Source organism: Achromobacter insolitus (assembly GCF_002209555.1).
Lineage (GTDB): Bacteria > Pseudomonadota > Gammaproteobacteria > Burkholderiales > Burkholderiaceae_B > Achromobacter > Achromobacter insolitus.
In genome coordinates this window covers 48,885-73,468 of the sequence record NZ_NJIF01000006.1, presented here as the reverse complement: position 1 = coordinate 73,468, position 24,584 = coordinate 48,885, and the positions used below count along the sequence as shown (strand labels likewise).

Below are 24,584 nucleotides of genomic sequence, written 5' to 3'. Positions count from 1 at the left end.
GTTGCCGCGGCGCGTTGCCGCTCTTTCCCAGGACGATTTCATGCTTGCCATTACCAGCCAGGATGTCTACGTGCAGACCAGCGAGGGGCGTCTTTTCGCGCGCCGCTGGGACCCCGCCGGGGAGGACGAGGCCGGAGCGCCGATCGTAATGTTCCATGATTCTCTGGGTTGCGTGGAGCTGTGGCGGGATTTCCCCGAACAGTTGGCGCAGGCGACCGGACGCAGCGTTATCGCCTACGACCGTCTTGGCTTCGGCCGGTCCGATCCCAACGACGCGGTGTTCGAACCGGGCTTCGTCGCAGAAGAGGCGCAAGGCGGTTTTCGTCGCCTGCGCGAAGAACTGGGCATTGGTTCGTTCGTGGCGTTCGGCCACAGTGTGGGTGGGGGCATGGCGGTTTGCAGCGCTGGCGTGTATGGCGACGATTGCCAGGCGCTGATCACGGAGTCGGCGCAGATGTACGCCGAAGACCGCACGCTGGAAGGCATCCGCGCGGCCAGGCAGAACTTCGCGGAACCTGGGCAACTGGACCGCCTGAAGAAGTACCACGGCGAAAAAGCCGAATGGGTGCTGGGCGCGTGGATCAATACGTGGCTGTCGCCCAGCTTCGCCGACTGGAATCTCGACGAGCAACTGCGCCAGGTCCGCTGTCCCGTGCTGGCCTTGCACGGTGAAATGGACGAGTACGGCTCGCCGCTGCATCAGGACAAAATCGTGGCGCTTGCGCGCGCGCGCCCCGTGCTGCTGGAAAACTGCGGCCACGTTCCGCATCGCGAGCAGAGCCGCATCGTGCTGGATGTGGTGAGCGAGTGGCTGAGGGCGGTGCCGTAGCGGGCCGGGTTCACGCAGTCATCGTCCGCGCTTAGAATTGGACTCGCTTTTCCCGCGCCAGCGCGCCCGTTTTTCAAGGTTCCCGATCCGATGTCAGACCGTCAATCCGCACCCCAAGCCGTACACAATCCGACTACCCGACACGCGATTTTCATCGTTGCCACGCTTAATGACGGTGCCGCCGCGGCCGACACCGTGCGCGGCTGGTGCGCCGACATCGCGGGCGTGGTCCGAACGGTGGCCACGCGCGCGCCCGAGCAGAACCTCTCCTGTGTCACCGCGTTTGGTTCCACAGCCTGGGACACGCTTTTCGGTGCGCCGCGACCGGCCGCGCTGCATCCCTTCCGCGAATTCGGTTCGGGCGAGCGCCTGGCCGTCGCCACGCCCGGCGACTTGCTGCTGCACATCCGCGCGGACTCGATGGATTTCTGTTTCGAACTTGCGACCCTGCTGCTGGGCGGATTGGGCGATGCCGTCACCGTCGTGGATGAAGTCCATGGTTTCCGCTATTTCGATCGTCGCGCCATCATCGGCTTCGTCGACGGAACCGAAAACCCCGAAGGGCGGGAAGCGGTCGACTTCACCGTCATCGGCGACGAAGACGCCGAGTTCGCCGGCGGCAGCTACGTGCTGGTGCAGAAGTACCTGCACGACATGGCGGCCTGGAACGCATTGACCGTCGAAGGCCAGGAAGGGGTCATCGGCCGCCATAAATGGTCCAACGTGGAACTCGACGACGACATCAAGCCCTCGTCTTCGCACAGCGCCCTGACGACCATCGAGGAAAACGGCCAGGAACTGAAGATCCTGCGCGACAACATGCCGTTCGGCCGGCCGGGCGCGGGAGAGTTCGGCACCTATTTCATCGGTTATGCGCGTTCGCCCCGTCCCATCGAACTGATGCTGGAGAACATGTTCGTCGGACGCCCGCCCGGCAATTACGACCGGCTGCTCGATTTCAGCCACGCGGTCACGGGCGGCCTGTTCTTCGTGCCATCGGCCGACCTCCTGGAAGCGTTGGCCGACCGCAGTCCGGCGGCCTGTGCGGACACGGGCGAGTCCGCCGCGCCGGTGTTGGCGGCGGCGGCCAAGGCGGGCTGACGGGCATACGGGCATACGGGCGCGACGCGCGTCGCGCCAAGAGTGCCGGATTTTCTGGCGCGGCCGCGCAGGTGGCCGCGCCAGTTGTCATTCTGGCGGCCGAGTCGTCCAAACAATCCGGTCCTTTATTTGCAAAAGCGCCTGAGAATCGTTTGCATTACACTTTCTTCCGATTTGTTAGCTCAACATGGGAAAGGAAGCCAACATGCAACACGTCCGGCCTGCGCGCCGCCTTCATTCCTCGCGTCCACGCCTGGTCTTGCGGCGCACGCCGTGCCTGGTGCTGATGGCATTAGCCTGCGGCGCGGTCGCCGCGCAGGAGGAGGGCGTGGCCACCTTGCCCTCGGTGCAGGTGATCGGCAACGCCGACAGCACGACCACCGAAGGCACCGGCTCCTATACGCCGCGTGCTACCGCCGCCAGCACGGGATTGCCGCTGACCTTGCGAGAAACCCCGCAGTCGGTCACGGTGGTGACGCGCCAGCGCATGGAGGACGAGAACATGCTCTCGCTGGTGGACGTGATGGCCAGCACGCCGGGCATCTCGGTGCAGAACTTCGACAGCGAGCGGTATTCATTCAACTCGCGCGGGTTCAGCATCAGCAATTACATGTATGACGGCATCCCCACGAGTTTCGACACCGGCTATGCCGCGGGGGAGTCCGCGCTGGACCCCATCATCTACGATCGTGTCGAAGTCGTGCGCGGGGCGACGGGGCTCCTGACCGGCGCGGGCAATCCGTCGGCGTCGATCAACCTGGTGCGCAAGCGCGCCACCAGCCGCGAATTCACGGCGGACATGAGCGTCAGCGCAGGGAACTGGGATACCTACCGGGCCACGGTGGACTTGTCTACGCCGCTCAACACGGCGGGCAGCGTGCGCGGGCGCATCGTTTCGGCCTATCAGGACAGCCATTCCTACCTGGATGGCTACCAGAACCGCAAGAAGATCTTCTACGGCGTCGTGGATGCGGACATCACGTCTCGCACGACGCTCAGCCTGGGCTTCAACTACCAGGACAACGACCCGAAGCGCAGCAGTTGGGGCGGCTTCCCGCTCTGGTATGCCGACGGTGGCCGTACCGACTGGAGCCGCTCGCTGAACACTGGCGCCGACTGGACGTCGTGGGGCAGCACGACACAAGGTGCGTTCGCCAATCTCGAGCACCGCTTCGATAATGGCTGGACCGTCAATGCGGTGGCCTCGCACTCCAAGAACGAGATGGACGCGAAGCTGCTGTACCTGTTCGGGTGGCCCGACCGCGAAACCGGCCTGGGCATGGGAGCGTCGCCCGCCTGGTACCTGGGCGACCGCAAGCAGAACAGCGTGGATCTCAAGGCCTCGGGCCCGTTCACGCTGTTCGGGCGCCGGCACGAGGCCGTCGTGGGCGCAAGCTTCAACCGCCAGTACGCCGATTTCGACTACCGTTCGGCACTGTCCGTGGCGCCGGTGGGCAACTTCCTGGATTGGAATGGCTCATATCCCGAGCCCGACTGGAGCGATTCCGCCACCACTGCCAGCCGCTACACCACCAAGCAAACCGGCTGGTACGGCGCGCTGCGCCTGAATCTGGCGGATCCGCTCAAGCTCATCGTCGGTGGCCGCTACAGCACTTGGAAGACGGATTCCGTCGGCTTTGGCGGAGGCGACGCCCAGGCGTTCGACAAGAGCGAGTTCATTCCGTATGCCGGCCTGCTCTACGATCTCAACGAAAACTACACGGCCTATGTCAGCTATACCGGAATCTTCAATCCGCAGAGCTATCAGGACCGCAGCGGCAACTGGCTGGACCCGCTGGAAGGCAAGTCGTACGAGGCCGGCATCAAGGGCGAATTCCTGGAAGGCAGGCTGAACGCCAGCGCCGCCGTGTTCCAGGTGGAGCAGGACAATGTGGCCCAGGTGGACCCCGGCCACATGGTGCCGGGCACGGTCAACCAGGCTTATACGGCGGCGCAGGGCACCCGCAGCCGCGGCTTTGACCTGGAAGTCTCGGGCGAGGTGATGCCGGGCTGGAACCTGGCCGCTGGCTGGTCGCATTGGACCGGCCGCGACGGCAACGGCAATGCCATCCAGACCGATCAACCGCGCAGCCTGGTGCGCTTGTTCACAACCTACCAGTTGCCCGGCGACTGGTACCGGCTGACCGTGGGGGGTGGAGTCAACTGGCAAAGTCAGGTCTACACCATCGCCAGCGGGCCTAATGGCGACGAGCGCGTCGGGCAGGGCAGCTACGCCATCACCAACCTGATGGCCCGCTACCGCTTCAACCGCAACCTCAGCGCCCAGCTCAACGTGAACAACCTGTTCGATCGCAAGTACTACAGCCAGATCGGGTTCTACAGCCAGGGAGCCTGGGCGGCGGGGCGCAGCGCCATGCTGACGATGCGTTACCAGTATTGATGCGCCTGGAGCCGGGGCGCGGGCTGCTGGCCTAGCGCTCTTGCTCCAGCGTCGCCTTCATCCGCACCATGCTTTCCTGGCTGACCATGATGACGCCGGTGGCCGGCTGATCGATATCGAGGATGAACGTCAGGACCAGCGAAATAAGCGTGGCGAACAGGCCGGTCGAGATGATGCGCCTGCGCTTGTGCAGGCCGGTTCCGTATGCGATGAACCCCATCGCGCCCGCGGTGACGATGAAAAGCAGGTAGAAGACGGGTTCGGGTACGTGGTTCTCCAGCGCAACTCGGCGTTTTTCATTGACCTGTGCCATCTCGTTGATGGCCTGGATGAACATGACGGTCGAAATCGAAGGCGGATTTTCCAGCACGCTTGCCGCGGTGGCGCGGATCTGGCGTTCGATGCGGCGCGACTCCGCGCTGGCTGCCGTCAGGCGCTGCTTATCGTTGTCGGCGTCGCTGAACTCCAGCGCCGTCGTCGTGTATTCGAGCAACAGCTTCGCAATGGGCTCGCGGGCGGCGGCAGGAAGCAGTTGCGAACGCCAGTAGGCATTGCCGATGGCGTTGGCCTCTTCCAGCACCAGGTTCTTGCGTGTCTCGAACCGCGTTACGGACATTGCGAAGGTAAAACCCAGCAGCAGCGCCAGCAGGCCCAGCAGGGCGGTCTGCAGCGCGCCGATGTGGGTCTTGGCCGCGTCGTCGGACGCCCTGCGGCGCTTGCGTCCCAGCCGGAAGCCCAACTCGATGATGGCCAGGCAAACCATGACGCAGATGAAAAAGACGTAGGTTTCATCGATGTCCCGCAGCACGTTGATTTCCTGTAGTTATTTGGGGATAAAGCGTATGCCGAGAGGATCGGGACGGGCAAGGGGCGAATAACCCGGAGCCGGGCATTGTTGCCGGTCCTGCGGGGCGCGTCTTGGAGTAAGGTGTCGCTTCCCTTGTAAGCGACACCGCACGGAGCAGAAATTGAAATACCGCAAACTCGGCCGTACCGACCTGGATGTCAGCCTGATCGGACTGGGCACCATGACCTGGGGCGAGCAGAACACCGAAGCCGAGGCGCACCAGCAATTGGACTACGCGCTGGAACGGGGCATCAATCTGGTTGACGTGGCCGAGATGTACCCGGTGCCTCCCAAACCCGAAACGCAAGGCCTGACCGAAACCTACATCGGCACCTGGCTCGCGCGCAGCAAGCGTCGCAATGACATTGTGCTGGCCAGCAAAGTGGCGGGCCCCGTGCGCGACGCCAAGCGTCCCGGCCACATCCGCGATGGCAAGACCCACCTGGACCGCAAGAACCTGACCGCCGCCCTGGACGCCAGCCTGAAGCGCCTGCAGACGGACTATCTGGACCTGTACCAGTTGCACTGGCCCGACCGCAGCACCGCCACCTTTGGCAAGCTGTCCTATCCCTGGGTCAAGGACGACTACACCGTGCCGATCGAGGAAACGCTGGAGGTGCTGCAGGACTTCGTGCGGGCCGGCAAGGTACGCCACATCGGCGTGTCCAATGAAACGCCCTGGGGCGTCGGGCAGTTCCTGCGCCACGCGGAAAACAAGGGCTTGCCGCGCATCGCGACCATCCAGAACGCCTACAGCCTGCTGAATCGCGTCTACGAGATCGGCCTGTCTGAGTACTCGCACCACGAAGACGTGGGTCTGTTGGCCTATTCGCCGCTGGCGATGGGCATGCTTTGCGGCAAATACCTGGACGGCGCGCGCCCCGCCGGCGCCCGCCTGACGCTCTACACCCGCTTCACCCGCTACAGCAACGAGCAGGCCGAGGCCGCCACCCGCGCGTACGTCGAACTGGCGCGCGCGCACGGCATCTCGCCTACGCACCTGGCCTTGGCCTGGGTCAACCAGCGTCCCTTCGTCACCAGCAACCTGATCGGCGCCACGACGCTGGAGCAGTTGAAGGAGAACATCGACAGCGTGGACGTGACCCTGTCGGCCGAGGTGCTGGAAGCCATCGACAAGATCCACACCCGCCAGCCGAATCCGGCGCCTTGATGCGCTGATCCTCTCTGTCCGCCAGCCTGGCCAGGACCCATGATGCTTCCCGGGGCGTCATGGGTTTTTTCATGGGCGCGAAAATGCGGGATCCGGCCGCGGATACATTTTTTTTCGCGGCCGTTGTCGATTTCGCCTGGCGCTGTTCGTCGTGTGGATGGAGCATGCAAGTTCCACCATCCACACAAGGAGACCGAGATGCGATTCATGGTTCAAGTCAGGGCGACTGCCGATAGCGAAGCCGGCGTGATGCCCACCGAGCAGTTGCTGGCCGACATGGGGCGGTTCAACGAGGAGCTGGTGAAGGCGGGCGTGATGCTGGCGGGCGATGGGCTGAAACCGAGTTCCAAGGGAGCGCGGGTGCACTTTTCGGGCAGCAGCCGGCAGGTGATAGACGGCCCCTTCGCCGAAACGAAGGAATTGATCGCCGGCTACTGGATCTGGGAGTGCGCGTCCCTGCAAGAGGCGATCGAATGGGTCAAGCGTTGTCCCAATCCGATGCCCGGCCCGTCCGACATCGAAATCCGCCCGTTGTACGAAGCCGAGGACTTTGGCGAGGAATTCACGCCCGAACTGCGCGCCCAGGAGGAGCGGCTGCGCAACCAGCTGGAGAAAACGTCCAAGCAGTGACTGCAGGGCCAGAGCGGAATGAGGGTGTTCGCGGTTGATAATATAATTGCGAATCAGTCCTATTTATAAAATTCGTCATTTCTTCCCCTCCCGCTCTGGAGAATTCAACGTGGTCCGTTCCGCTTCCGTCAGGAAGTGCCGCGCGCGCAAGCAAGCGCGGCATGCCGTTGCGTCCTATGCCTTAGCCCTGACCCTGGGCATGGCCCACTCCGCAGGTGTCCATGCCCAGTCCGCCGCGGCGGCGCCTCCGAATGACGCAGGGGATGCCCAGGGCGTAGCCCAGTTGCCCGCCGTGACCGTCAACGCGACATCGGTGGACGACACGCGGGAACATCTGTCCGCGCCGGTGAACAGCGGGGCGCTGGGCAGCCGCAGCCAGCTGGAGACACCGTTTTCCACGGCCGTGGTCACCGCCGCGGATATCGAGGAACGGCAGGTCCGCAAGCTGGGCGACGTGTTCGCCCTGGACGCATCCGTCACCGACAACAGCGCCTCCTACGGCGCCTGGGCAAGCTACCTGAGCGTGCGCGGCCTGCCGCTGGACTGGCAGAATTCCTACCGCATCGACGGCAAGCCCTTCCTTAGCTACGTCACCACCTTGCCTTACGAGCACTTCGAACAGATCGACCTGCTCAAGGGCGCATCCGGTTTCATGTACGGCTTCGGTTCGCCGGGCGGACTGATCAACTATGTCACCAAGAAGCCGACCGACGAGCCGGTGCGCAGCATCGAGCTGGGCTATGTGTCCAAGGGCCTCCTGCGTGAACACGTCGATCTGGGCGGGCGCGTGGGCGGCGACGGCCGCTTCGGCTATCGCCTGAACGCCACGCATGAAGAGGGCAATACCTATAACGGCGGCTCGCTGTATCGGGATTCGGTGTCGCTGGCGCTGGACGCGCGCCTGACCGACAAGCTGACGTGGGACTTCCAGTCCATCTACCAGGACCGCAAGGCGATCGGGCAGGAGCCCACCATCTACGCCGGCCAGATGGCGGGCTCGGAGCTGCCCTCGCCGGTGCGCAACGACAACGGCAGGCTGGTGGGCGAGGGGCCATATGCCGACAACAAATTCCGTTTTTACTCCACAGGGCTGAAGTACCAGCTGTCTTCCGATTGGTCGGTGCGCACCGACTACAGCTACAGTTCCACCCGCACGCGCCGCAATGAATCGGTGCTGTTCTTGCAGAACCAGGCGGGCGATTACCAGGACTACCGCTCGGACTACGGCGAGGCCTACGCCTACAACCAATTGCAAGGCATGGTCGAAGGCAGGTTCAGCACCGGTCCTTTGAAGCATCAGGTGGTGGCGGGCGCGTCCTGGCAAAAGCAGAAGAACGACTACAGCGCCAACGGCGTGTACCAGCTGCAAGGCACGGGTAATTTGCGTGCGCAGAACACCAACACCTATTACAGCGAGGGCAGCCTGGACCTGTACCGCGCCGCAGAGATTACGCAGAAGGCGCTGTTCGCGAGCGACACCATAGACCTGACCGGCGGCTGGTCCGTGCTGGGCGGCCTGCGCTACACCGACTACGAACAGGTCGGCTTCGATGCGGCAGGAGCGCGTAATTCGCGTTACGACAAGAGCGGGGTGCTGACGCCGACGGTGGCGCTGATGTACAACATCACGCCCCAGACCATGGCCTACGCCAGCTACATCGAATCGCTGGAGCCGGGCTCGTCCGTGGGCAATACGTATGCCAACTACGGCGCGCTGCTGGACCCGCTCAAGAGCAAGCAATACGAATTGGGCATCAAGACCAACCAGGATGGCTGGGCCGCCACGGCAGCGCTCTTTCGCATCGAGAAAAAAGCGGAGTACACGAACGCCGCCAATGAACTGGTGCAGGACGGTAAGTCCATCTATCAGGGGCTGGAGCTGGGCGCCTCCACGCGCATTGCCACAAACTGGAACGTGGGCGGCAGCCTGATGTTCCTGGACAGCGAATACAAGAAAGGATCCAGTTTCACCGGCAATCGCGTCGCGGGCGCGCCGAAATTCGTGGCCGCCGGCCAGGTCGCATACTCGGTGCCGCAACTGCCGGGCCTCAAGCTGAGGGCCGACGTGAAGTACACCGGCAGCACCATGCTGGGGGCGTCCAACGCGGTCCAGGTATCGGACTACGCCATCGTCAACATCGGCGCGACCTACGACACGCGTATCTACGGTTACGAGACCACGTTCCGCGCGGGCATCAACAACCTGGCCGACAAGCGCTACTGGCTGTACCAGTCCCCGGACTACGTGAAGGCCGGCGACCCGCGCACCTATGCCTTGAGCGCCAGCCTCAGGTTCTAGACGCCACTTCCCACAGACGGTCCGGCGCGAAGTCCTGCTGCTCGTCCTTCTTGGCATAGCCCAGCGGGTTGGCCACGATGCGGCAGCCATTCTTCACATAGTCCTGCGGGCAGTGGAGATGGCCGTGCATCCACACCTCGGCCAGGGGCAGCAGGGCGTCCAGCGCGTTGCAGAAGCCTGCGGTGCCGGGTGTGACGCCATAGCGCGGATCGGCGCTCGCCAGTGTCGGGGCGAAGTGGGTGATAGCCACGGTCGGGCCGTCGTGGGGCGCGCGCAGGGCGTCTTGCAGCCACTGCTGGCAGAGCAGGCCTTGTTCGCGCATCTGCTCGGCCATGAAGGGCGCGCCGTTGCGGCGCATCTCGGCCTTCTCCAGATAGAAGTTGGCGGCGCGGAATGCCTTTTCACGTTTTTTCAAGGCCGCGCCTACCGTGTCGCCAGGCGCGGCCAGCGCGTCGAAATCCGTCCACAACGTCGTGCCGACAAAGCGCACGCCATCGATGACCAGGGTTTCGCGTTCCAGCCAGTGGATGCCTAGTTCGCGGCAAAGCTCGCGCAGCCGCGCATGGGTTTCGTCGAAATCGACATTGTCATACTCGTGGTTGCCCGGCACGTAGAGGACGGGCGTGGGCCAGCCCTTGTGCGGCGAGTAGCTGCCCAGGCCGAAGTCTGCCGTGGTCATGCGCGAGCCGCGGCGGTACGAGCCTATGTCGCCGGCCAGCACCAGCAGGTCCGCGCCCGGCGCGGGCCGTGCCAGGAAGTCCGGGTCGGTTTCAAGGTGCAGGTCTGAGAGCAATTGGATCTTCATAGCCGCCATCTTAGGCCACCGGCGGCGGGGTCGCCGCTGCGAGCGGCCATTGTTCCATGCGACACTTTCTCCGTTCACCAGCCACACAGGAGGAATTCCATGCGTATCGCCATCATGACCGCCGCCGCCGCGCTTGCGCTGGCCGCAAGCGCGCAGGCGCAGCCGCTGGATTGCGGCAACGCGGCCACGCAGACGGACATGAGTCTGTGCGCCGATCAGGCGTACCGGAAGTCCGATGCCGCCCTGAACGCCGCCTACAAGGAGGTGACGGCGCGTCTCAAGAATGACAGGGACGCAACGACCCGTCTGCATGCCGCCCAGAAGGCCTGGCTGTTCTTCCGCGACGCGGAATGCGCCTTCGCGTCCAGCAGCACGTCCGGCGGCAGCGCCTATCCCATGGTGCTGAGCACGTGCCTGGACAAGCTGACGCAGGCGCGCACCAAGGAATTGCAAGCCTACCTGAAATGCGAGGAAGGCGACCTGAGCTGCCCCGTGCCGGGCAAGCAGTAAGCCGCCTCATGAAGACGAACGAAATGCGCGACGGCAACCCAGGCTTGATCACGGATGGGCAGGGCGTGACGCGCTGCTTCTGGCAGCCGTCCATGCCGGACTACCACGACCACGAATGGGGCAGGCCAGTGGCGGACGACCGCCGCCTGTACGAAAAGATCTGCCTGGAAGGCTTTCAGGCGGGCATGGCGTGGATCACGATCCTGCGCAAGCGCGAGGCGTTCCGCGCGGCCTTCGACGACTTCGATTTCGAGCGGGTGGCGCGCTACACCGAGCGCGACGTCGAGCGGCTGATGGGCGACGCGGGCATTGTGCGCAACCGCAGCAAAATCGTGTCCGCCATCAACAATGCCAAGCGCGCGTGTGCCCTGGCCGAAGAAACGGGGTCGCTGGCGGCCTGGCTCTGGCGTCACGAGCCGTCCGCGCAAGACAGGCCGGCGACGGTGGACCTGGACTACTGGAATGGCAATCCGACCTCGGCGGCGTCGACGGTCCTGTCGCAAGCCTTGAAGAAGCGCGGCTGGACCTTTGTCGGTCCGACGACCATGTACGCCTTCATGCAGGCCGTCGGAATGGTCAACGATCACATGAGCGGCTGCGTCTGCCGCCAGGCGGTCGAAACGGCGCGGGCCCAGTTCAAGCGGCCCGGATAGGGCCTGATCAGTTCCGCCGGGGGCCGCGCGAAAAAGATTGAATTGGTTGCGCCTCGCAAGTATATTGGTTGCGAACCGCAACTTTAGAGGCGCGCCATGGACCTGATCGATGTTCCCATCCAATCCCGTGAGCAGACCATCCGGGACCTGCGGGAGTTTTCCCGCAAACTGGTGCGCGAGCTGGGCTTCATGCGCAGCTCGCTGGCGGGCAGCGAGCTGGCGCCGTCCGCGGTTCACGCCATTATCGAAATCGGCCTGCAGCCGGGCATCCAGGCGCGCGATCTGGCGGCCATCCTCCGGCTGGACAAGTCCAATACCAGCCGGCAGGTGGCCAAGCTGGAGTCGGCGGGGCTGCTCACCCGCGAGGCGGACAGCGAAGACGCCCGCTCGTCCCGGCTGTACCTGAGCGCGGCGGGGAACAAGCTGCGCGCGCAGATCGACCAGTTCGCCACGGACCAGGTGTCGCGCGCCTTGCGGCAACTGGCGCCGCCGGACCAGCAGTCGCTGATCCGTTTTCTCTCCCTTTATGCGGATGCCCTGTCGCACGAGAATCCCAACACGGCGCCGGCTGTCGAGGCGGGCGGCATCGACCAGCAGATCCACGCAGGCTATCTGCCCGGCTGCATTGGCGACGTGGCCGGCCTGCATGCGCGCTACTACGCGCAAACCGCGGGTTTCGGGGTGTATTTCGAGCGCAAGGTGGCCACGGGGCTGGCGGCGTTCGCCGAAAGCCTGCCCGCCGCGGGCAAGAACATCTGGTTGTACGTGGACAATGACAGGGCGCTGGCCTCCATCGTCATCGACGGCGATCTTGCTGCTCGCCAGGCGCACCTGCGCTGGTTCATCGTCGATGAGTCACTGCGCGGCATGGGCGTGGGCCGCGCCCTGCTTGAGCGGGCCCTGGCCTTTGCCGATGCGCATTACGACGAGACCTATCTGTGGACCTTCAAGGGCCTGGATGCGGCCCGGCATCTCTACGAGGCCGCGGGCTTCAAGCTGGCGGAAGAATCCGAAGGCAGGCAATGGGGCAGCGTGGTGGTCGAGCAGCGCTTTGTCCGCCGCGGCCGGCGCGCCTCAGATCACGCTGATGCGCAGCTCGGCCAGTAGGGCAGCCGCCTGAGTCTTGGATATGGTGGCGCCTGCCAGGCGCGCGGCCGAATTCAGGTCCAGGCCGCCTAGATCGGCTTCGCGCAGGTCGGCGCCTTCGAAACGCACGTTCTTCAGGTTGGCGTTGCGCAGGCTGCCGCCGTGGAACACGGTGTCGCGGAAATCGCTGCCGGTCAGGTCGGCATCGGAGAAATCCAGCTGCTGTACGTCGGTCTTGCGAAACGACACACCGCGCAGCAGCGCGCCGACCAGCAGGCATTCCTGCAACGCCCAGCCCAGGCAGGCGATGCCGTCGAAGTCGCTGCCGGTGAGCTTGCAGCCCTGGAATCGGACGGCGGCCAGCCTGGCGCGGCGCCAACTGGCATTGTTGAGGTCGCAGTTTTCAAAGACGGCGTCGCTGGCGTCGCAAGAGGCGAAATCGACCTGGCCCCCGCGGCAGCGCAGCCAGGCGGAGTCCGCCAGGGTGGCGCCCTGGAAGGAGGCGCCGGCGATCGCGCAGGCCGTCAACTGCGCGCCGCGCAGATCCAGGCGCGAGAAATCCGCGTCCTGCAAGTCGCAGTCATGGAACGACAGCGGGCGGCCGCCAGACCGTTCGATCAAGGCCTGCATCATCTTGCGGTCCACTTCCTGGCCCGTGACTATCTCGTTTGCGTCTTGCGTCATGCCCTGCGTTCCTGCCTGAATGTCCGGAAAACGCACAGCCTACTGGAATATTTCGCTTTCCACGCAGAAAGCGATCAGTTCCTGGTCGATACGGACGTAGAGCTTGCGCAGGTCGGAGCCTTCAGCCGGCCGCTTCTTCCTGCAGGCGGCCCAGGACGAAGCCGTCGACCGCGCTGGTACGGCCGCGCCAGAGGGTCGGCTGTCCGGCGACGGGAGTGCCGTCGGCGGTGAAGAACAGCGCGTCGGCCAGGTGGATGTAGTTCGGCAGTGGATCCGCGGGCTGCGGGACCCGGAAGACGTCGCCCAATTCGGCCAGCGAGGCGTGCACGGCCTTTCGGGTGGTTTCGTCCAGCGTGTTCAGCGACCCCGTGAAGCTGGCTGCGAAGCTGTCGAAGTATTCCGCGCCGGACACGATAGAGCCCGATACCAGCATGCCGCCCATTTGCAGGGTGACGCCGATGCTTTCGATCTGGCTGCCGTTGTTGACCAGGTTGACCAGGAATTGCAGGAAGGCGTCGGCGTCGGGCGTGGCGCCAGAGGCCAGGCTGGCGTTGGTAACGTTGCTCATGGGGTGCTCTTGGAATGTTCCGGAAAGCAGCCAAGATACTCGAATTGCCGGCGAAATACACAGGGTGGGATCGGCCGAAAAACAGCCAAATCCGACCCTTATCCCGCCGCTTCGGAGGCGGGGTTTTTTTGCAGGCTGCGCGCCAGCCTGTCGGCCGCCCGTTGCAGGCGCTCCTGCAAGGCAGCGGGGGCCAGCACTTCGAACTCCACGTCCAGCGCCATCAGCCAATACACCAGCGCGTCCAGCGATTGCACGGGGCATTGCAGCAGGCAGCGGGCCGCATCCAGGGAATCGATCTGGCCGGCCCCAGGCGGAATGCGGGCCGCCATGACGGCGCGCGGCGCGTGCAGGATCACGCGCGCGGGCTCGGGGTGAGGCGCCATGTTCACCGACCGCGACACGTATGCGCGCAGGTCGCCGCCTTCGGGTGGAGGCCGCGGCACGAAATGCGCGCCGACTTGCGGAGCCCCCGCGATGCGGTCGATGCGGAAGGTGCGCCAGTCCTCGCGTGCCGGATCCCAGGCCACCAGGTACCAGCGATATCCAGTGTGCGCCAATCCTTGCGGTTCGACCTGCCGGGTGCTGGCGCGGCCCTTGGCGTCCGCGTAATCGAAGCCGACCCGCAACTGGTCGCGGCATGCGGCCGCAAGCGTCGCCAGCAGCGTGGCGTCGACGGCGGCGCCTTCGCGCGGTATCGGCACGATGGCGGAACGCAGGGCGTCCACCCGGCGCCGCAGGCGTTGCGGCATGGCCTGCTCCAGCTTTACCAGCGCCCGTAGCGCGGTTTCCTCTATGCCTCCCACCGTGCCCGTGGCCGCCGTGCGCAGCGTAAGCGCCACGGCCAGCGCTTCGTCGTCATCCAGCAGCAGGGGCGGCAGGGCATGGCCCGCGCGAAAGGCGTAGCCGCCTGCCACGCCGCTGCTGGCATGGATGGGGTAGCCGAGTTCACGCAGCTTGTCGATATCGCGCCGCAGCGTGCGAGGGTGGATGGCCAGCGTGGCGGCCAGCTCGGTGCCGGCCCAATGGCGCCGCGTCTGCAGGAGGGACAGCAGGCGCAGGAGACGGTTGCTGGAGGTAAGCATGACGCCACCTTAACCCATATTGAGGGCGGAATCTGTCCGCAATGGACTCTACAGTGGCTACCGTAGTCAGCGGCAGGGGCCGCGACGCTTATCCCTTGATTGAATTGGAGATTTGCCCATGTCTATCGTTTTCTATTGGCATCCCATGTCCAGCGCGACGCCGGTGGCCAGCGCACTCGCCGAACTGGCCGTGCCGCACGAGCGTGTCAAAGTGGACATCAGGGCAGGGGAACAGCGCCGGCCGGAATTCCTGGCGCTCAATCCGAATGGCAAGGTGCCGACGTTGACGGTGGACGGCGCTCCCCTGTTTGAAACCCTTGCGATCCAGCTGTGGCTGGGAGAGCGCTACGGCGTGGAGCGCGGCCTGTGGCCCGCCGCCGATACGCCGGAACGTTTGCTGGCGATGTCATGGTGCGCCTGGTCCTATGTCAGCTATGGCGCGGCTGTCATGCGTCTGTACCTCGCCACGCAGGGCGAGGACGCGCCTGGCGGCGCCGAGGCGGAGCGCGTTCTACGGGATGTGGATACCTTGCTGGAGGTGCTGGACGGCCATCTGTCGCGCGGGCCCTGGATACTGGGCACCGCGTACTCCTTGGCCGACCTGGTGGTGGGTTCGGTGATTGGCTATAGCGCTTATCTAGGCGCCCGGGTGGGTTCGCACCCCCATGTGCAGGCTTGGCTGGGCCGGGTACAGGCCCGACCCGCCATGCAGATAGACGCCTAGGGCCGCGTAGCCGGCATGGCCTGCTACCAGCCCCAGCAGCTGCCGGCGGCGGGTTTGCCGCAGTTGCGGTAGTTCACCGCGAACCACAGCTTGCCGGCGCCTCGAGGGCTGCCGTCGGCCTTGGCATCATTGCGCGGCAATTCCTCCAGGGTATCGCGCGCTTTCTTGGTGGGCGAACCGCTGGCGGCATCGGGCGCCAGGGCAATGCGCCCCAGGCCGGCAGCATCGCGGTCGCCGAAGACGATGTCGGTGTCCTTGAGCGCAGCCATCTTCAGGGACGCGTCGCGCACCGCGGCGGCATAGCTGTCATTCGCGCCAGCGGCGGCCAGGCTCTTGTCCAGCGTACTGACGGCGAGGATCTGCGCGGGCAGGGCCGGCGCCATCATCTTGTACTGGTCCAATCCCGGAAGCTGGCCGCCCGCCGCCTGGCGACGCAGCCAGTCGCCCCACAGGAACTCGGCGAATTCCGGCAGGTTGCCGTTGCTGTAGGCGATGTCGCGGGTGAAGTAGACCAGCGACCGATAGCGGTCTTCCTGCATGCCGCCGGCTTCCTGGGCATTGGGCAGTCCCAGCCGCGCAGGCAGTTGGTCCACCGTGATGGGTTGGTTCTGGCCGTCGCGCAGCCAGGCGCGGCGTTCGTCGACCATGCGCTGCCAGAAGGCCGCCGCGTTGGGCAGGCTGCTGTAGTTGGCGTCCACCTTGACCCAGACGGGCAGCTTGGGCCCGCCGTCCGCAATTTCGCGCAGTGACGAGAACGTGTGATGGCCATCGGTCAGGTAAAGATTGCCGTCCCAGCCGACTACCACCGTCTTGAGATTGGCTGCATGGGTGCCGGGAGCGTCCTTGCAGGCGTAGGTTGCGGGCTGGTCCAGGCGCGCGGCGCGCGCCTCGGCGATGGTCTGGAAGGCTTGCGCGCGCTCGGTGCCGCCCATGTCTTCACAGTAGTCGTCGAACTTCTTGCCGACGGTGCGATTCAGGTAGTCCAGTTGCTGGACCGGCTTGTCGGCCCAGGTCGGGCGCTCGAAGTCGCCCTGCCAGCGGCCCAGCTTGTAATAGATCTGGTCGTAGCCAATGGCGGCCTGGGTAGGGTGCAATTCCTCGATGCGGACCTGAATCACGTCGCCCGGCTTTGCCTCCAGATAGGCCGTATTGCGCGGGGGCTGGGTCTCGGCGGGCGGCGGGGTTTCCTCTGCGGGCGGCGGTGCGACGGCGACGGGTTCGTCGTCATCGTCGCCGTCGCCGCCGTTGCATGCTGCAAGCGCAAGCGGCAGCAAGGTCGCGGCCAGCGCGCGCAGCAGGCGTTGTCGATAGAGCGGGAAGGCGTGCAAGGGGCGGGGTTTCGGGAGCATGGTCCGTATCGGGATCTGGTGTCAAAGATGGCCGATCATGAGGGACGCGTGTTTCCCGAAGATTGCACGGGTAGCGGTTTATCCGCAAGCGTGGGCGGAGGCGGCCCCGCAGCCGCTCCGCCGTCTTGCTTAGAACGTGTGGCGCACGCCGATACCGGCGGCCGTGCTCTTCAATCCGTCGATGAAGGCATAGTCCTTGCCGTACGAACCGTAGGCATACAGGTTGGTGCGCTTGGAGAGGTCGTAGGTGTAGCCCACGCTCCAGACGTTCATGTTGGTGTCGCCGCCCGTCAGCTTGTCGTTGTTCGGCGACACGTGCTGCCACGAAGCGAACAGGCTGCCGGCGCTGCTCATGGGCAGGGTGGCGCCGAGCATGTAGGAGTTGGCCTTGAAGCCATCCACAAAGCGGTTGGTGCCGAATTCATCGCTGAAGGGCGTGCCGGCCGGCAGGTCCTGGCCGACGAACCAGCCGTCGGTGGTGCGGCCGTAAGCGGCCGCAAGCTTCACGACTTCCAGGTCATAGGACAGGCCCAGCGCGTACTGGCGCGGCGTGGCGTCGTGGTCGATGGCGCCGCGGTTGGAGCCGTTGAGCTGGTCGTAGGTCAGCGTGACGTTCACCGGGCCTTGCACGTAGCGCAGGCCGGCGGTGATGCCGCGGGTGTTGTCGGCGGTGCGAAAGCCGGTCTGGTCCGCGACCGTGTCGTCCGCATTGAACGAGTAGCCCACGCCAAATTCGAAGCCGCTCATCGAAGGCGACTTGTACATGACCATGTTGTCCCAGCGCATGGTGTTGGCGGCGCTGAAGCCCAGGCCCATGTTGGATTGGGTGTAGCTGGTATAGAAGGGATCGATGTCCGCAAGGTAGTTCGAGCCCACCGTGGCCTGGCGGCCGAACTCCAGCGTGCCCCAGGCGTCGTTGGCCAGGCCGATGGTGGCCTGGCGGCCGAACAGGCGGCCGGATTGCCCACGCTGGCCGTTGGCGGAGTCGAAGCCGCTTTCCAGTTTGAACACAGCGCGCAGGCCGTCGCCCAGGTCTTCGGCGCCGCGCAGGCCCCAGCGCGAGCCGGCCTGGATGCCGTTGATCATGCCTATCTTGCTACCGTCGTATCCATCGCCCTTGATCTTGTTGTAGCCGATGCCGGTGTCGATGACACCATAGAGAGTTACCGACGATTCTGCCTGAGCAACGCCTGCAAAAGTGGTGAACATTGCGGCTGCGAGCAGCGTCTTTTTCATCCTTGGGGACTCCTGTTGAGGGGGTGTAAAAAACAAAAGGGAACAGCACGCCGAGCATGACGCCCAGCACTGTTCCCGGCCCCCATTGTAGGACACCGGCCGCGGCCGGCCGGATCAGCCCTTGCGGCGCGAGCGCTTTTCCTCGCGCACGAAGATGAATACGCCGACCAGCACCATGGCCGCCAGCGCGTACCAGGTGATGGCGTAGCTGAGGTGATTGTTCGGGAAATTGAGCACGGTCAGGCCGCCCACCGGAGCGGTGCGCCCGCTACCGTCCTTGCCCGTTGCGTCGGCGTCGATGAAGTACGGCGCCACGTCGGTCAGGCCGCGCGCCGCCGCGATGGCGGGCAGGTCGCGCGAGTACCAGAGGTTGGTGGCGGGGTCGTTGTTGCGCAGGAAACCATGGCCGGGCTCGCCCATGCGCAGCAGGCCGGTGACGCTGGCCTGTTCCGGCGCTTGTTGTATGGCGGACTTGCTCTTGCGCCATTCGGGCAGCACGAAGCCGCGGTTGACCAGCACCGTGCCGCCCTCGGGCAATTGCAGCGGGGTCATGACCCAGTAGCCGCTGCCCAGTTCGGTTGCCGCCTGTACCAGGGTCTGGCGGTCGTACAGGTAGGTGCCGGTGGCCGTGACGCGGCGGTATTCGGCGTTGTCGGAAGTCAGGGCGGGCCACTCAGCCTTGGCCGGAGCCGGCGCGGGCGCAGCATGGGCGCGCTGTTCGACCTGCGCGATCAGGGTGCGTTTCCAGGCCAGCCGGTGCACCTGCCAGGTGCCCAGGGCGCAGAGGCCCGCGAAAATGGCGACCGCAAGCAGCCCCAGGATGACCAGGGTCGTCTTGCTGCGCGGATTACGGGAGGAGGTGTCGCCGGAAGTAGAGTCGTTTACTGCAGCCATCAGGGCATTTTCCGCATGTCGTGAGTGGACATGGGCATCATATTGGAGTCGAGGTGATACATGATCCAGATGGATCCGCTGAGCGTGATTACGACCAGCACCAGCGTGAATATTAACGCCAACATGTTCCAGCCGCTTTCGGACTTGGTGTCCATGTGCAGGAAGTAGACGATGTGGACCACGATCTGCACCACGGCGAACGCCAGGATCACCAGCGCGGTGGTGCGGGATTCGGAGAAGACCCGGTTCATGACCAGCCAGAAAGGAATGGCCGTCAGGATCGCGGCCAGCACGAAGCCGGTGACATAGCTCTTGAGCGTGCCGTGGGCGGCGCCGTCATCGTCGTCGTGGTGGTCATGGCCGCCGTGGCCGTGATCGGCCGGATGATTCAGGTGCGCGGTCATGGCAGCACTCCCATCAGGTACACGAAGGTAAAGACACCCACCCAGATCAAGTCCAGGAAGTGCCAGAACATGGACAGGCACATCAGGCGGCGGCGGTTCTCCGGGATCAGTCCGTGCATCTGGACCTGGATCATCATCGTCACCAGCCAAACGATCCCGAAGGTGACGTGCAGCCCGTGGGTGCCGACCAGCGTGAAGAAGGACGACAGGAAGGCGCTGCGTTGCGGGCCCGCGCCCTGGTGGATCAGGTGCGCGAATTCATACAGTTCCAGAGACAGGAATCCAAGTCCCAGGATGCCCGTCACGGCCAGCCATAGCTGGGTCGCGCCGACGCGGTTGCGCCGCATCTCCAGCATGGCGAAACCGTAGGTAATGGACGACAGCAGCAGCAGCGCGGTGTTCACCGCCACCAGCGGCAGGTCGAACAGATCAGCCCCCGAGGGGCCAGCCGCATAGTTCCGGCCCAGCACGCCGTAGGTCGCGAACAGGCAGGCGAAGATGAGGCAGTCGCTCATCAGGTACACCCAGAATCCCAGCAGGGTGCCGTTCTTGGGGTGGTGTTCGCCCGGGACGTAGAACACGGGCTCCGCGGGCGGCGCGGCGCCGCCGGGCAGGTTGGGGGCCAGGATATCAGACATTTTTCGCTAGCAACCTTGTGCGGGCGTCTTCGGCGCGCACGACCTCTTCGGCCGGCACGTAGTAGTCGCGCTTGTAGTTGAAGGTATGAACGATGGACACCAGGATCAGCGCCGCGAACGACAGCACCGTCAGCGGCCACATGTGCCAGATCAACGCGAAGCCCATGACCACGCTGATGCCCGCCAGCACAATGCCCGCCCAGGTGTTCTTGGGCATGTGGATGGGGATGAAGCCCTGCTGCGGCCGCACGTAGCCGTGTTGCTTCATCTGCCACCAGGCGTCCTGGTCATGCACACGCGGCGTAAAGGCGAAGTTGTAGTTGGGCGGCGGCGACGAAGTCGACCATTCCAGGGTGCGCGCGTCCCAGGGGTCGCCGGTGGTGTCGCGCAGCGATTCGCGCCGACGGTAGCTGACCACTAGCTGGATCAGGAAACTGGCGATGCCGCAGGCGATCAGCAGCGCGCCGAAGGCCGCCACCTGGAACCAGATCTGCAGGGACATGTCCTCGAAGTGGTTTACGCGGCGCGTCACGCCCATCAGCCCCAGTACGTACAGCGGCATGAAGGCGACATAGAAGCCCACCAGCCAGAACCAGAACGAGCACTTGCCCCAGAACGGATCCAGCTTGTAGCCGAAAGCCTTTGGGAACCAGTACGTGATGCCGGCCATCAGCCCGAAGAGCACGCCGCCGATGATCACGTTATGGAAGTGCGCGATCAGGAACAGGCTGTTGTGCAGGACGAAGTCGGCGGGCGGCACGGCCAGCAGCACGCCCGTCATGCCGCCGATCACGAAGGTCACCATGAAGCCCAGGGTCCACAGCATCGGGACCTCGAAGCGGATGCGCCCGTGGTACATGGTGAACAGCCAGTTGAAGATCTTGGCGCCCGTCGGGATCGAGATGATCATGGTGGTGATCCCGAAGAACGAGTTCACGCTGGCCCCGGACCCCATGGTGAAGAAATGGTGCAGCCACACCAGGTACGACAGCACCGTGATCACGACCGTGGCGTACACCATGGACGCGTAGCCAAAGAGGCGCTTGCGGCAGAAGGTGGAAACCACCTCGGAGAAGATGCCGAACGCCGGCAGGATCAGGATGTAGACCTCGGGGTGGCCCCAGATCCAGATCAGGTTCACGTACATCATGGCGTTGCCGCCGAAGTCCGCGGTGAAGAAGTTGGTGCCGACATAGCGGTCCATCGACAGCAGCGCCAGCACCGCGGTCAGCACCGGGAAGGCGGCCACGATCAGCACGTTGGTGCACAGCGCGGTCCAGGTGAAGATGGGCATGCGCATCATCGTCATGCCCGGCGCGCGCATCTTGACAATGGTGACCAGCAGGTTGACGCCGGACAGCAGCGTTCCCACCCCCGCGATCTGCAAGGCCCAGATGTAGTAATCGACGCCCACGTCGGGACTCTGCATGATGCCGGATAACGGTGGATACGCCAGCCAGCCGGTACGCGCGAATTCGCCCACGAACAGCGACATCATGACCAGGATCACGCCGCCCGTGGTCATCCAGAAGCTGAAGTTGTTCAAGAACGGAAAGGCCACGTCGCGCGCGCCGATCTGCAAGGGCACGATGTAGTTCATCAGGCCCGTGACCAGCGGCATGGCCACGAAGAAGATCATGATCACGCCGTGCGCGGTGAAGATCTGGTCGTAGTGGTGCGGCGGCAGGTAGCCCATCGAATCGCCGAACGCCACCGCCTGCTGCAGGCGCATCATGATGGCGTCGGCGAAGCCGCGCAGCAGCATCACGATACCCAGGATGACGTACATGATGCCGATCTTCTTGTGGTCGATGCTGGTGAACCATTCGCGCCACAGATAGCCCCACTTTCCGTAGTAGGTGATGGCCCCCAGCACCGCGATGCCGCCGATGGCGACCATGATGAAGGTGACGAGCAGGATCGGTTCGTGCAAGGGAATGGCTTCCCAGGTCAACTTACCGAAGATCAGCTTGGTGAGGTCTGGTTGGTCAGGCATTTCGATTCCAGCAAAAAGACCACAATTTCACGAAGCCCTTGCATCATCCGGATCGCCGGTCGCCGGCGATCCGCTACAGGACCAGTCCTTCGGTGGCAGTGCACATCGCGCCCACATACTTGCGCGGGGCGCCCGTCAGTCCCAGGCGCTCCCGCGTTTCCGCGTCCAGCGTCGTGACATTGAGCGCGCCGGGTATGCCCATGCCGCCTTGCGCATCGATGGCCATTGCGTCGCGCATGCACATGCGGTTGGGCTCGACACAGCGGTTGACGATCGCCTCGAACAGGCCGGGCGCGCTGGAGGCATAGAGCTGCACCGGGTTGCGTTCGCTGGGCTGTTCCAGCTTCAGATAGGACTCGCGGTCGAGCGCGGCCTTGGACGCGCGCGCGTTGGCCACCCATTTGTCGAAGCCCTGCTGGTCCACGCCGTGGAACTTGAAGCGCATGCCTGAAAAGCCCGAGCCGCTGTAGTTGGCGGACAGGCCTTCGTATTCGCCGGGATGGTTGATCACTGCGTGCAGCGTGGTCTGCATGCCAGGCATGGCGTAGATCTGGCCCGCCAGCGCGGGCACGAAGAAGGAATTCATGACCGTGGACGACGTGATCCTGAACTGGATCGGGCGGTCCACGGGGGCCGCCATTTCGTTCACCGCCGCAATGCCTTGCTCGGGATAGATGAACAGCCACTTCCAGTCCAGCGCCACCACTTCCACCACCAGCGGTTTGGTGTCGGGCGGCACTTCGCGGCCCTCGGACAGGCGTGCAAGCGGGCGGTAGGGATCCAGCTGGTGCGTGCTGACCCATGTGAGCGCGCCCAGCGCAATGATGATCAGCAGCGGCGCCGCCCAGATCAGGAGCTCCAGCACCGTGGAGTGGTTCCATTCAGGGTCGTAGTGCGCATCCTTGTTGCTGGCCCGGTAACGCCACGCGAACAGGAAGGTCAGGAAGATCACCGGCACGATGATCAGCAGCATCAAGCCGGTTGAAATGATGATCAGATTCCGCTGCTGCAACGCGACGTCGCCTGATGGCGAGAGCAGGACCGCATTGCATCCGGCGAGCAATGGCAGAGCGGCAACCATGATCAATCCGCGGAACCTTGGGAAGGACGGCATGACCATACCCCGAAACGTAACCGTGGGAAGTAAACGCAACACTACGCTGGAAGCCGCGAAAAATCTAGGGTAAAAAGAACAAAAATGTGCAGGGCAAGGCGCGCGGACCAGGGCTGCATACCAATAACGGGGCGGCTCTGCGCGATATGGGCTCCGGGCGCGCAGGTGTGTTTCAGGATCGTAGGCCAGGCTGTTCCGAACCTCCTTTCAGCGAGCATTCACATGGCGACCACCACGCAATATCCCGGTCATGCTCCATCATTCCCCGCGGCCGGCGACGGCAGCCACGCCAAGGTGGCGCCAGGGGAAATCGCGGTGGGCGTGGTGGTTGGACGGGCCTCCGAGTACTTTGATTTCTTCGTGTTCGGCATTGCCTGCGTGCTCGTGTTTCCGCAGGTCTTCTTCCCCTTCGAACCGCGGCTGGAAGGCACGCTCTGGTCCTTCGTCATCTTCTCGTTCGCGTTCATCATGCGGCCCATCGGCACGGCGCTGTCGATGGCTGCGCAGCGGCGCTGGGGGCGAGCGACCAAGCTCACCATTGCCTTGTTCCTGCTGGGAACGGCCACGGTGGGCATGGCTTTCCTGCCCGGCTACAACGTCATCGGGGCGCACGCGATCACGCTGCTGGCGGTGTTTCGGTGCCTGCAGGGACTGGCCTTGGGCGGGTCCTGGGACGGCCTGCCTTCGCTACTGGCCTTGAATGCGCCGCCCAATCGCCGGGGCTGGTATGCGATGCTGGGCCAGCTGGGCGCGCCGGTGGGCTTCATGGTGGCCAGCGCGCTGTTCCTCTTCCTGCATGTCACGCTGACCGAAGCCGACTTCCTGGAGTGGGGCTGGCGCTATCCCTTCTTCGTGGCATTCGCGATCAACGTGGTGGCCTTGTTTGCGCGGCTGCGGTTGGTGGTGACCGAGGAATACACGCAATTGCTGGAAGAGGGCGAACTCGAACCCATCAGCACCACGCAGATGGTGCGCGAGCAAGGCTACAACCTGTTCATCGGCGCGTTTGCGGCGCTGGCCAGTTATGCCTTGTTCCATCTGGTCACGGTATTCCCGCTGTCCTGGATTGCAGTAAGCGCGACCCAGCAGATCCAGGACGTGCTGGTCGTGCAGATCATAGGCGCCGTGCTGGGCATCCTGGGCACCATTGCATCGGGCTGGCTGGCCGATCGCATCGGCCGGCGCACCACGCTGGGCCTGCTGGCCGCGTTGATCGCCGTGTTTGCGCTGTTCACGCCGTGGCTGCTGGGCGGCGGGCCCAAGGCGCAGGATGCTTTCATCCTGGTGGGCTTCGTGCTGCTGGGGCTGTCTTATGGCCAGGCCTCGGGCACCGTCACCGCGAATTTCACGCGCCGTTTTCGCTACACGGGCGCGGCCTTGACCTCCGACATGGCGTGGCTGATCGGCGCGGCGTTCGCGCCGCTGGTCGCCTTGGGCCTGTCTGCGCGCTTTGGACTGGTGGCGGTCAGCATCTACCTGCTGTCGGGCGCGGCATGCACCTTGGTGGCATTGCGCGTCAACAAGGTTCTCGAAACGCGGGATTGAAAAAGGCCGCGCCCGCGG

23 protein-coding genes are annotated in these 24,584 nt (G+C 64.5%); 11 read left to right on the top strand and 12 right to left on the bottom strand.

The window, feature by feature from the left end:
- Positions 1–40: 40 nt before the first annotated feature.
- The 3 genes from CEY08_RS19580 to fhuE all read left to right on the top strand — a co-directional run bounded on the left by CEY08_RS19580 (position 41) and on the right by fhuE (position 4,331).
- Complete coding sequence (locus CEY08_RS19580) at positions 41–829, top strand: alpha/beta fold hydrolase (RefSeq protein WP_063640231.1); 789 nt, start codon at positions 41–43, stop codon at positions 827–829.
- A 90-nt stretch (positions 830–919) separates the two neighbouring features.
- A complete protein-coding gene (locus CEY08_RS19575) occupies positions 920–1,930 on the top strand; it encodes a Dyp-type peroxidase (RefSeq protein WP_063640181.1) in 1,011 nt (336 codons plus the stop codon).
- Between the two features lie 205 nt (positions 1,931–2,135).
- Positions 2,136–4,331 (top strand): ferric-rhodotorulic acid/ferric-coprogen receptor FhuE, encoded by a 2,196-nt coding sequence (gene fhuE, locus CEY08_RS19570; protein ID WP_076815277.1) that lies wholly within the window; start codon positions 2,136–2,138, stop codon positions 4,329–4,331.
- Positions 4,332–4,362: 31 nt separating this feature from the next.
- On the opposite strand, the gene CEY08_RS19565 is transcribed toward fhuE, so the two are convergent.
- Positions 4,363–5,139, bottom strand: coding sequence for a bestrophin-like domain (locus CEY08_RS19565; RefSeq protein WP_042794952.1), 777 nt, complete (start codon positions 5,137–5,139; stop codon positions 4,363–4,365).
- 160 nt (positions 5,140–5,299) lie between these two features.
- Here CEY08_RS19565 and CEY08_RS19560 point away from each other — a divergent pair, with 160 nt between their 5' ends.
- The 3 genes from CEY08_RS19560 to CEY08_RS19550 all read left to right on the top strand — a co-directional run bounded on the left by CEY08_RS19560 (position 5,300) and on the right by CEY08_RS19550 (position 9,278).
- On the top strand, positions 5,300–6,349 hold the full coding sequence (locus tag CEY08_RS19560; RefSeq protein WP_076815274.1) for an NADP(H)-dependent aldo-keto reductase: 1,050 nt from the start codon (positions 5,300–5,302) through the stop codon (positions 6,347–6,349).
- 198 nt (positions 6,350–6,547) lie between these two features.
- On the top strand, positions 6,548–6,979 hold the full coding sequence (locus tag CEY08_RS19555) for a YciI family protein (protein WP_042794950.1): 432 nt from the start codon (positions 6,548–6,550) through the stop codon (positions 6,977–6,979).
- Positions 6,980–7,178: 199 nt separating this feature from the next.
- On the top strand, positions 7,179–9,278 hold the full coding sequence (locus tag CEY08_RS19550) for a TonB-dependent siderophore receptor (protein ID WP_076817884.1): 2,100 nt from the start codon (positions 7,179–7,181) through the stop codon (positions 9,276–9,278).
- Here the strand turns inward: CEY08_RS19550 and CEY08_RS19545 are convergent.
- The gene (locus tag CEY08_RS19545) at positions 9,268–10,083 is read right to left on the bottom strand and encodes a metallophosphoesterase (RefSeq protein ID WP_042794948.1); all 816 of its coding nucleotides are present in this window, start codon (positions 10,081–10,083) and stop codon (positions 9,268–9,270) included. The two genes, CEY08_RS19550 and CEY08_RS19545, sit on opposite strands and share 11 nt — an antisense overlap.
- A 99-nt stretch (positions 10,084–10,182) precedes the next feature.
- Between CEY08_RS19545 and CEY08_RS19540 the strand changes: the two genes are divergently transcribed.
- The 3 genes from CEY08_RS19540 (at position 10,183) to CEY08_RS19530 (ending at position 12,353) form a co-directional block, all read left to right on the top strand.
- Positions 10,183–10,593, top strand: coding sequence for a lysozyme inhibitor LprI family protein (locus CEY08_RS19540; RefSeq protein ID WP_042794947.1), 411 nt, complete (start codon positions 10,183–10,185; stop codon positions 10,591–10,593).
- A gap of 8 nt (positions 10,594–10,601) precedes the next feature.
- Positions 10,602–11,246, top strand: coding sequence for a DNA-3-methyladenine glycosylase I (locus tag CEY08_RS19535; protein WP_076815272.1), 645 nt, complete (start codon positions 10,602–10,604; stop codon positions 11,244–11,246).
- Between the two features lie 96 nt (positions 11,247–11,342).
- A complete protein-coding gene (locus CEY08_RS19530) occupies positions 11,343–12,353 on the top strand; it encodes a bifunctional helix-turn-helix transcriptional regulator/GNAT family N-acetyltransferase (protein WP_076815270.1) in 1,011 nt (336 codons plus the stop codon).
- On the opposite strand, the gene CEY08_RS19525 is transcribed toward CEY08_RS19530, so the two are convergent.
- The 3 genes from CEY08_RS19525 to CEY08_RS19515 form a co-directional block, all read right to left on the bottom strand.
- Positions 12,321–13,016 (bottom strand): pentapeptide repeat-containing protein, encoded by a 696-nt coding sequence (locus tag CEY08_RS19525; RefSeq protein WP_042794945.1) that lies wholly within the window; start codon positions 13,014–13,016, stop codon positions 12,321–12,323. The genes CEY08_RS19530 and CEY08_RS19525 overlap by 33 nt on opposite strands.
- Before the next feature lie 121 nt (positions 13,017–13,137).
- The gene (gene gvpU / locus CEY08_RS30000) at positions 13,138–13,584 is read right to left on the bottom strand and encodes a gas vesicle accessory protein GvpU (protein ID WP_170946337.1); all 447 of its coding nucleotides are present in this window, start codon (positions 13,582–13,584) and stop codon (positions 13,138–13,140) included.
- Positions 13,585–13,682: 98 nt separating this feature from the next.
- Positions 13,683–14,666 (bottom strand): helix-turn-helix transcriptional regulator, encoded by a 984-nt coding sequence (locus CEY08_RS19515; protein ID WP_063640187.1) that lies wholly within the window; start codon positions 14,664–14,666, stop codon positions 13,683–13,685.
- 118 nt (positions 14,667–14,784) lie between these two features.
- Between CEY08_RS19515 and CEY08_RS19510 the strand changes: the two genes are divergently transcribed.
- Positions 14,785–15,390, top strand: coding sequence for a glutathione S-transferase family protein (locus tag CEY08_RS19510; protein ID WP_076815267.1), 606 nt, complete (start codon positions 14,785–14,787; stop codon positions 15,388–15,390).
- Positions 15,391–15,413: 23 nt separating this feature from the next.
- Here CEY08_RS19510 and CEY08_RS19505 read toward each other — a convergent pair whose 3' ends face one another.
- The 7 genes from CEY08_RS19505 to cyoA all read right to left on the bottom strand — a co-directional run bounded on the left by CEY08_RS19505 (position 15,414) and on the right by cyoA (position 23,021).
- Positions 15,414–16,739 carry a ParB/Srx family N-terminal domain-containing protein gene (locus CEY08_RS19505; RefSeq protein WP_076815266.1) on the bottom strand — a complete coding sequence of 442 codons (1,326 nt, stop codon included), beginning with the start codon at positions 16,737–16,739 and terminating at the stop codon, positions 15,414–15,416.
- Positions 16,740–16,868: 129 nt separating this feature from the next.
- A complete protein-coding gene (locus tag CEY08_RS19500) occupies positions 16,869–17,975 on the bottom strand; it encodes a porin (RefSeq protein ID WP_063640190.1) in 1,107 nt (368 codons plus the stop codon).
- 114 nt (positions 17,976–18,089) lie between these two features.
- A complete protein-coding gene (locus CEY08_RS19495) occupies positions 18,090–18,869 on the bottom strand; it encodes an SURF1 family protein (protein ID WP_076815263.1) in 780 nt (259 codons plus the stop codon).
- Positions 18,869–19,273: a cytochrome o ubiquinol oxidase subunit IV gene (gene cyoD / locus CEY08_RS19490; RefSeq protein WP_042794939.1), complete on the bottom strand. Its 405-nt coding sequence runs from the start codon at positions 19,271–19,273 to the stop codon at positions 18,869–18,871. The genes CEY08_RS19495 and cyoD overlap by 1 nt, the downstream gene beginning before the upstream one ends.
- Positions 19,270–19,911 (bottom strand): cytochrome o ubiquinol oxidase subunit III, encoded by a 642-nt coding sequence (gene cyoC, locus CEY08_RS19485; RefSeq protein ID WP_076815261.1) that lies wholly within the window; start codon positions 19,909–19,911, stop codon positions 19,270–19,272. The genes cyoD and cyoC overlap by 4 nt, the downstream gene beginning before the upstream one ends.
- Positions 19,904–21,907 (bottom strand): cytochrome o ubiquinol oxidase subunit I, encoded by a 2,004-nt coding sequence (gene cyoB / locus CEY08_RS19480; RefSeq protein ID WP_063640193.1) that lies wholly within the window; start codon positions 21,905–21,907, stop codon positions 19,904–19,906. Before cyoB ends, cyoC begins: the two co-directional genes overlap by 8 nt.
- Positions 21,908–21,980: 73 nt before the next feature.
- Positions 21,981–23,021: a ubiquinol oxidase subunit II gene (gene cyoA, locus CEY08_RS19475; protein ID WP_076817882.1), complete on the bottom strand. Its 1,041-nt coding sequence runs from the start codon at positions 23,019–23,021 to the stop codon at positions 21,981–21,983.
- A gap of 222 nt (positions 23,022–23,243) precedes the next feature.
- Between cyoA and CEY08_RS19470 the strand changes: the two genes are divergently transcribed.
- A complete protein-coding gene (locus CEY08_RS19470; protein ID WP_063640194.1) occupies positions 23,244–24,566 on the top strand; it encodes an MFS transporter in 1,323 nt (440 codons plus the stop codon).
- Positions 24,567–24,584: the final 18 nt, after the last annotated feature.

What these genes read in the sequence shown, in the direction of transcription:
- CEY08_RS19580 (WP_063640231.1), top strand. Translation starts at nt 41, where the DNA reads ATGCTTGCCATTACCAGCCAGGATGTCTACGTGCAGACCAGCGAGGGG.
- CEY08_RS19575 (WP_063640181.1), top strand. Translation starts at nt 920, where the DNA reads ATGTCAGACCGTCAATCCGCACCCCAAGCCGTACACAATCCGACTACC.
- fhuE (WP_076815277.1), top strand. Translation starts at nt 2,136, where the DNA reads ATGCAACACGTCCGGCCTGCGCGCCGCCTTCATTCCTCGCGTCCACGC.
- CEY08_RS19555 (WP_042794950.1), top strand. Translation starts at nt 6,548, where the DNA reads ATGCGATTCATGGTTCAAGTCAGGGCGACTGCCGATAGCGAAGCCGGC.
- CEY08_RS19550 (WP_076817884.1), top strand. Translation starts at nt 7,179, where the DNA reads ATGGCCCACTCCGCAGGTGTCCATGCCCAGTCCGCCGCGGCGGCGCCT.
- CEY08_RS19545 (WP_042794948.1), bottom strand. Translation starts at nt 10,083, where the DNA reads ATGAAGATCCAATTGCTCTCAGACCTGCACCTTGAAACCGACCCGGAC.
- CEY08_RS19540 (WP_042794947.1), top strand. Translation starts at nt 10,183, where the DNA reads ATGCGTATCGCCATCATGACCGCCGCCGCCGCGCTTGCGCTGGCCGCA.
- CEY08_RS19535 (WP_076815272.1), top strand. Translation starts at nt 10,602, where the DNA reads ATGAAGACGAACGAAATGCGCGACGGCAACCCAGGCTTGATCACGGAT.
- CEY08_RS19530 (WP_076815270.1), top strand. Translation starts at nt 11,343, where the DNA reads ATGGACCTGATCGATGTTCCCATCCAATCCCGTGAGCAGACCATCCGG.
- CEY08_RS19525 (WP_042794945.1), bottom strand. Translation starts at nt 13,016, where the DNA reads ATGACGCAAGACGCAAACGAGATAGTCACGGGCCAGGAAGTGGACCGC.
- gvpU (WP_170946337.1), bottom strand. Translation starts at nt 13,584, where the DNA reads ATGAGCAACGTTACCAACGCCAGCCTGGCCTCTGGCGCCACGCCCGAC.
- CEY08_RS19515 (WP_063640187.1), bottom strand. Translation starts at nt 14,666, where the DNA reads ATGCTTACCTCCAGCAACCGTCTCCTGCGCCTGCTGTCCCTCCTGCAG.
- CEY08_RS19510 (WP_076815267.1), top strand. Translation starts at nt 14,785, where the DNA reads ATGTCTATCGTTTTCTATTGGCATCCCATGTCCAGCGCGACGCCGGTG.
- CEY08_RS19505 (WP_076815266.1), bottom strand. Translation starts at nt 16,739, where the DNA reads ATGCTCCCGAAACCCCGCCCCTTGCACGCCTTCCCGCTCTATCGACAA.
- CEY08_RS19500 (WP_063640190.1), bottom strand. Translation starts at nt 17,975, where the DNA reads ATGAAAAAGACGCTGCTCGCAGCCGCAATGTTCACCACTTTTGCAGGC.
- CEY08_RS19495 (WP_076815263.1), bottom strand. Translation starts at nt 18,869, where the DNA reads ATGGCTGCAGTAAACGACTCTACTTCCGGCGACACCTCCTCCCGTAAT.
- cyoD (WP_042794939.1), bottom strand. Translation starts at nt 19,273, where the DNA reads ATGACCGCGCACCTGAATCATCCGGCCGATCACGGCCACGGCGGCCAT.
- cyoC (WP_076815261.1), bottom strand. Translation starts at nt 19,911, where the DNA reads ATGTCTGATATCCTGGCCCCCAACCTGCCCGGCGGCGCCGCGCCGCCC.
- cyoB (WP_063640193.1), bottom strand. Translation starts at nt 21,907, where the DNA reads ATGCCTGACCAACCAGACCTCACCAAGCTGATCTTCGGTAAGTTGACC.
- cyoA (WP_076817882.1), bottom strand. Translation starts at nt 23,021, where the DNA reads ATGCCGTCCTTCCCAAGGTTCCGCGGATTGATCATGGTTGCCGCTCTG.
- CEY08_RS19470 (WP_063640194.1), top strand. Translation starts at nt 23,244, where the DNA reads ATGGCGACCACCACGCAATATCCCGGTCATGCTCCATCATTCCCCGCG.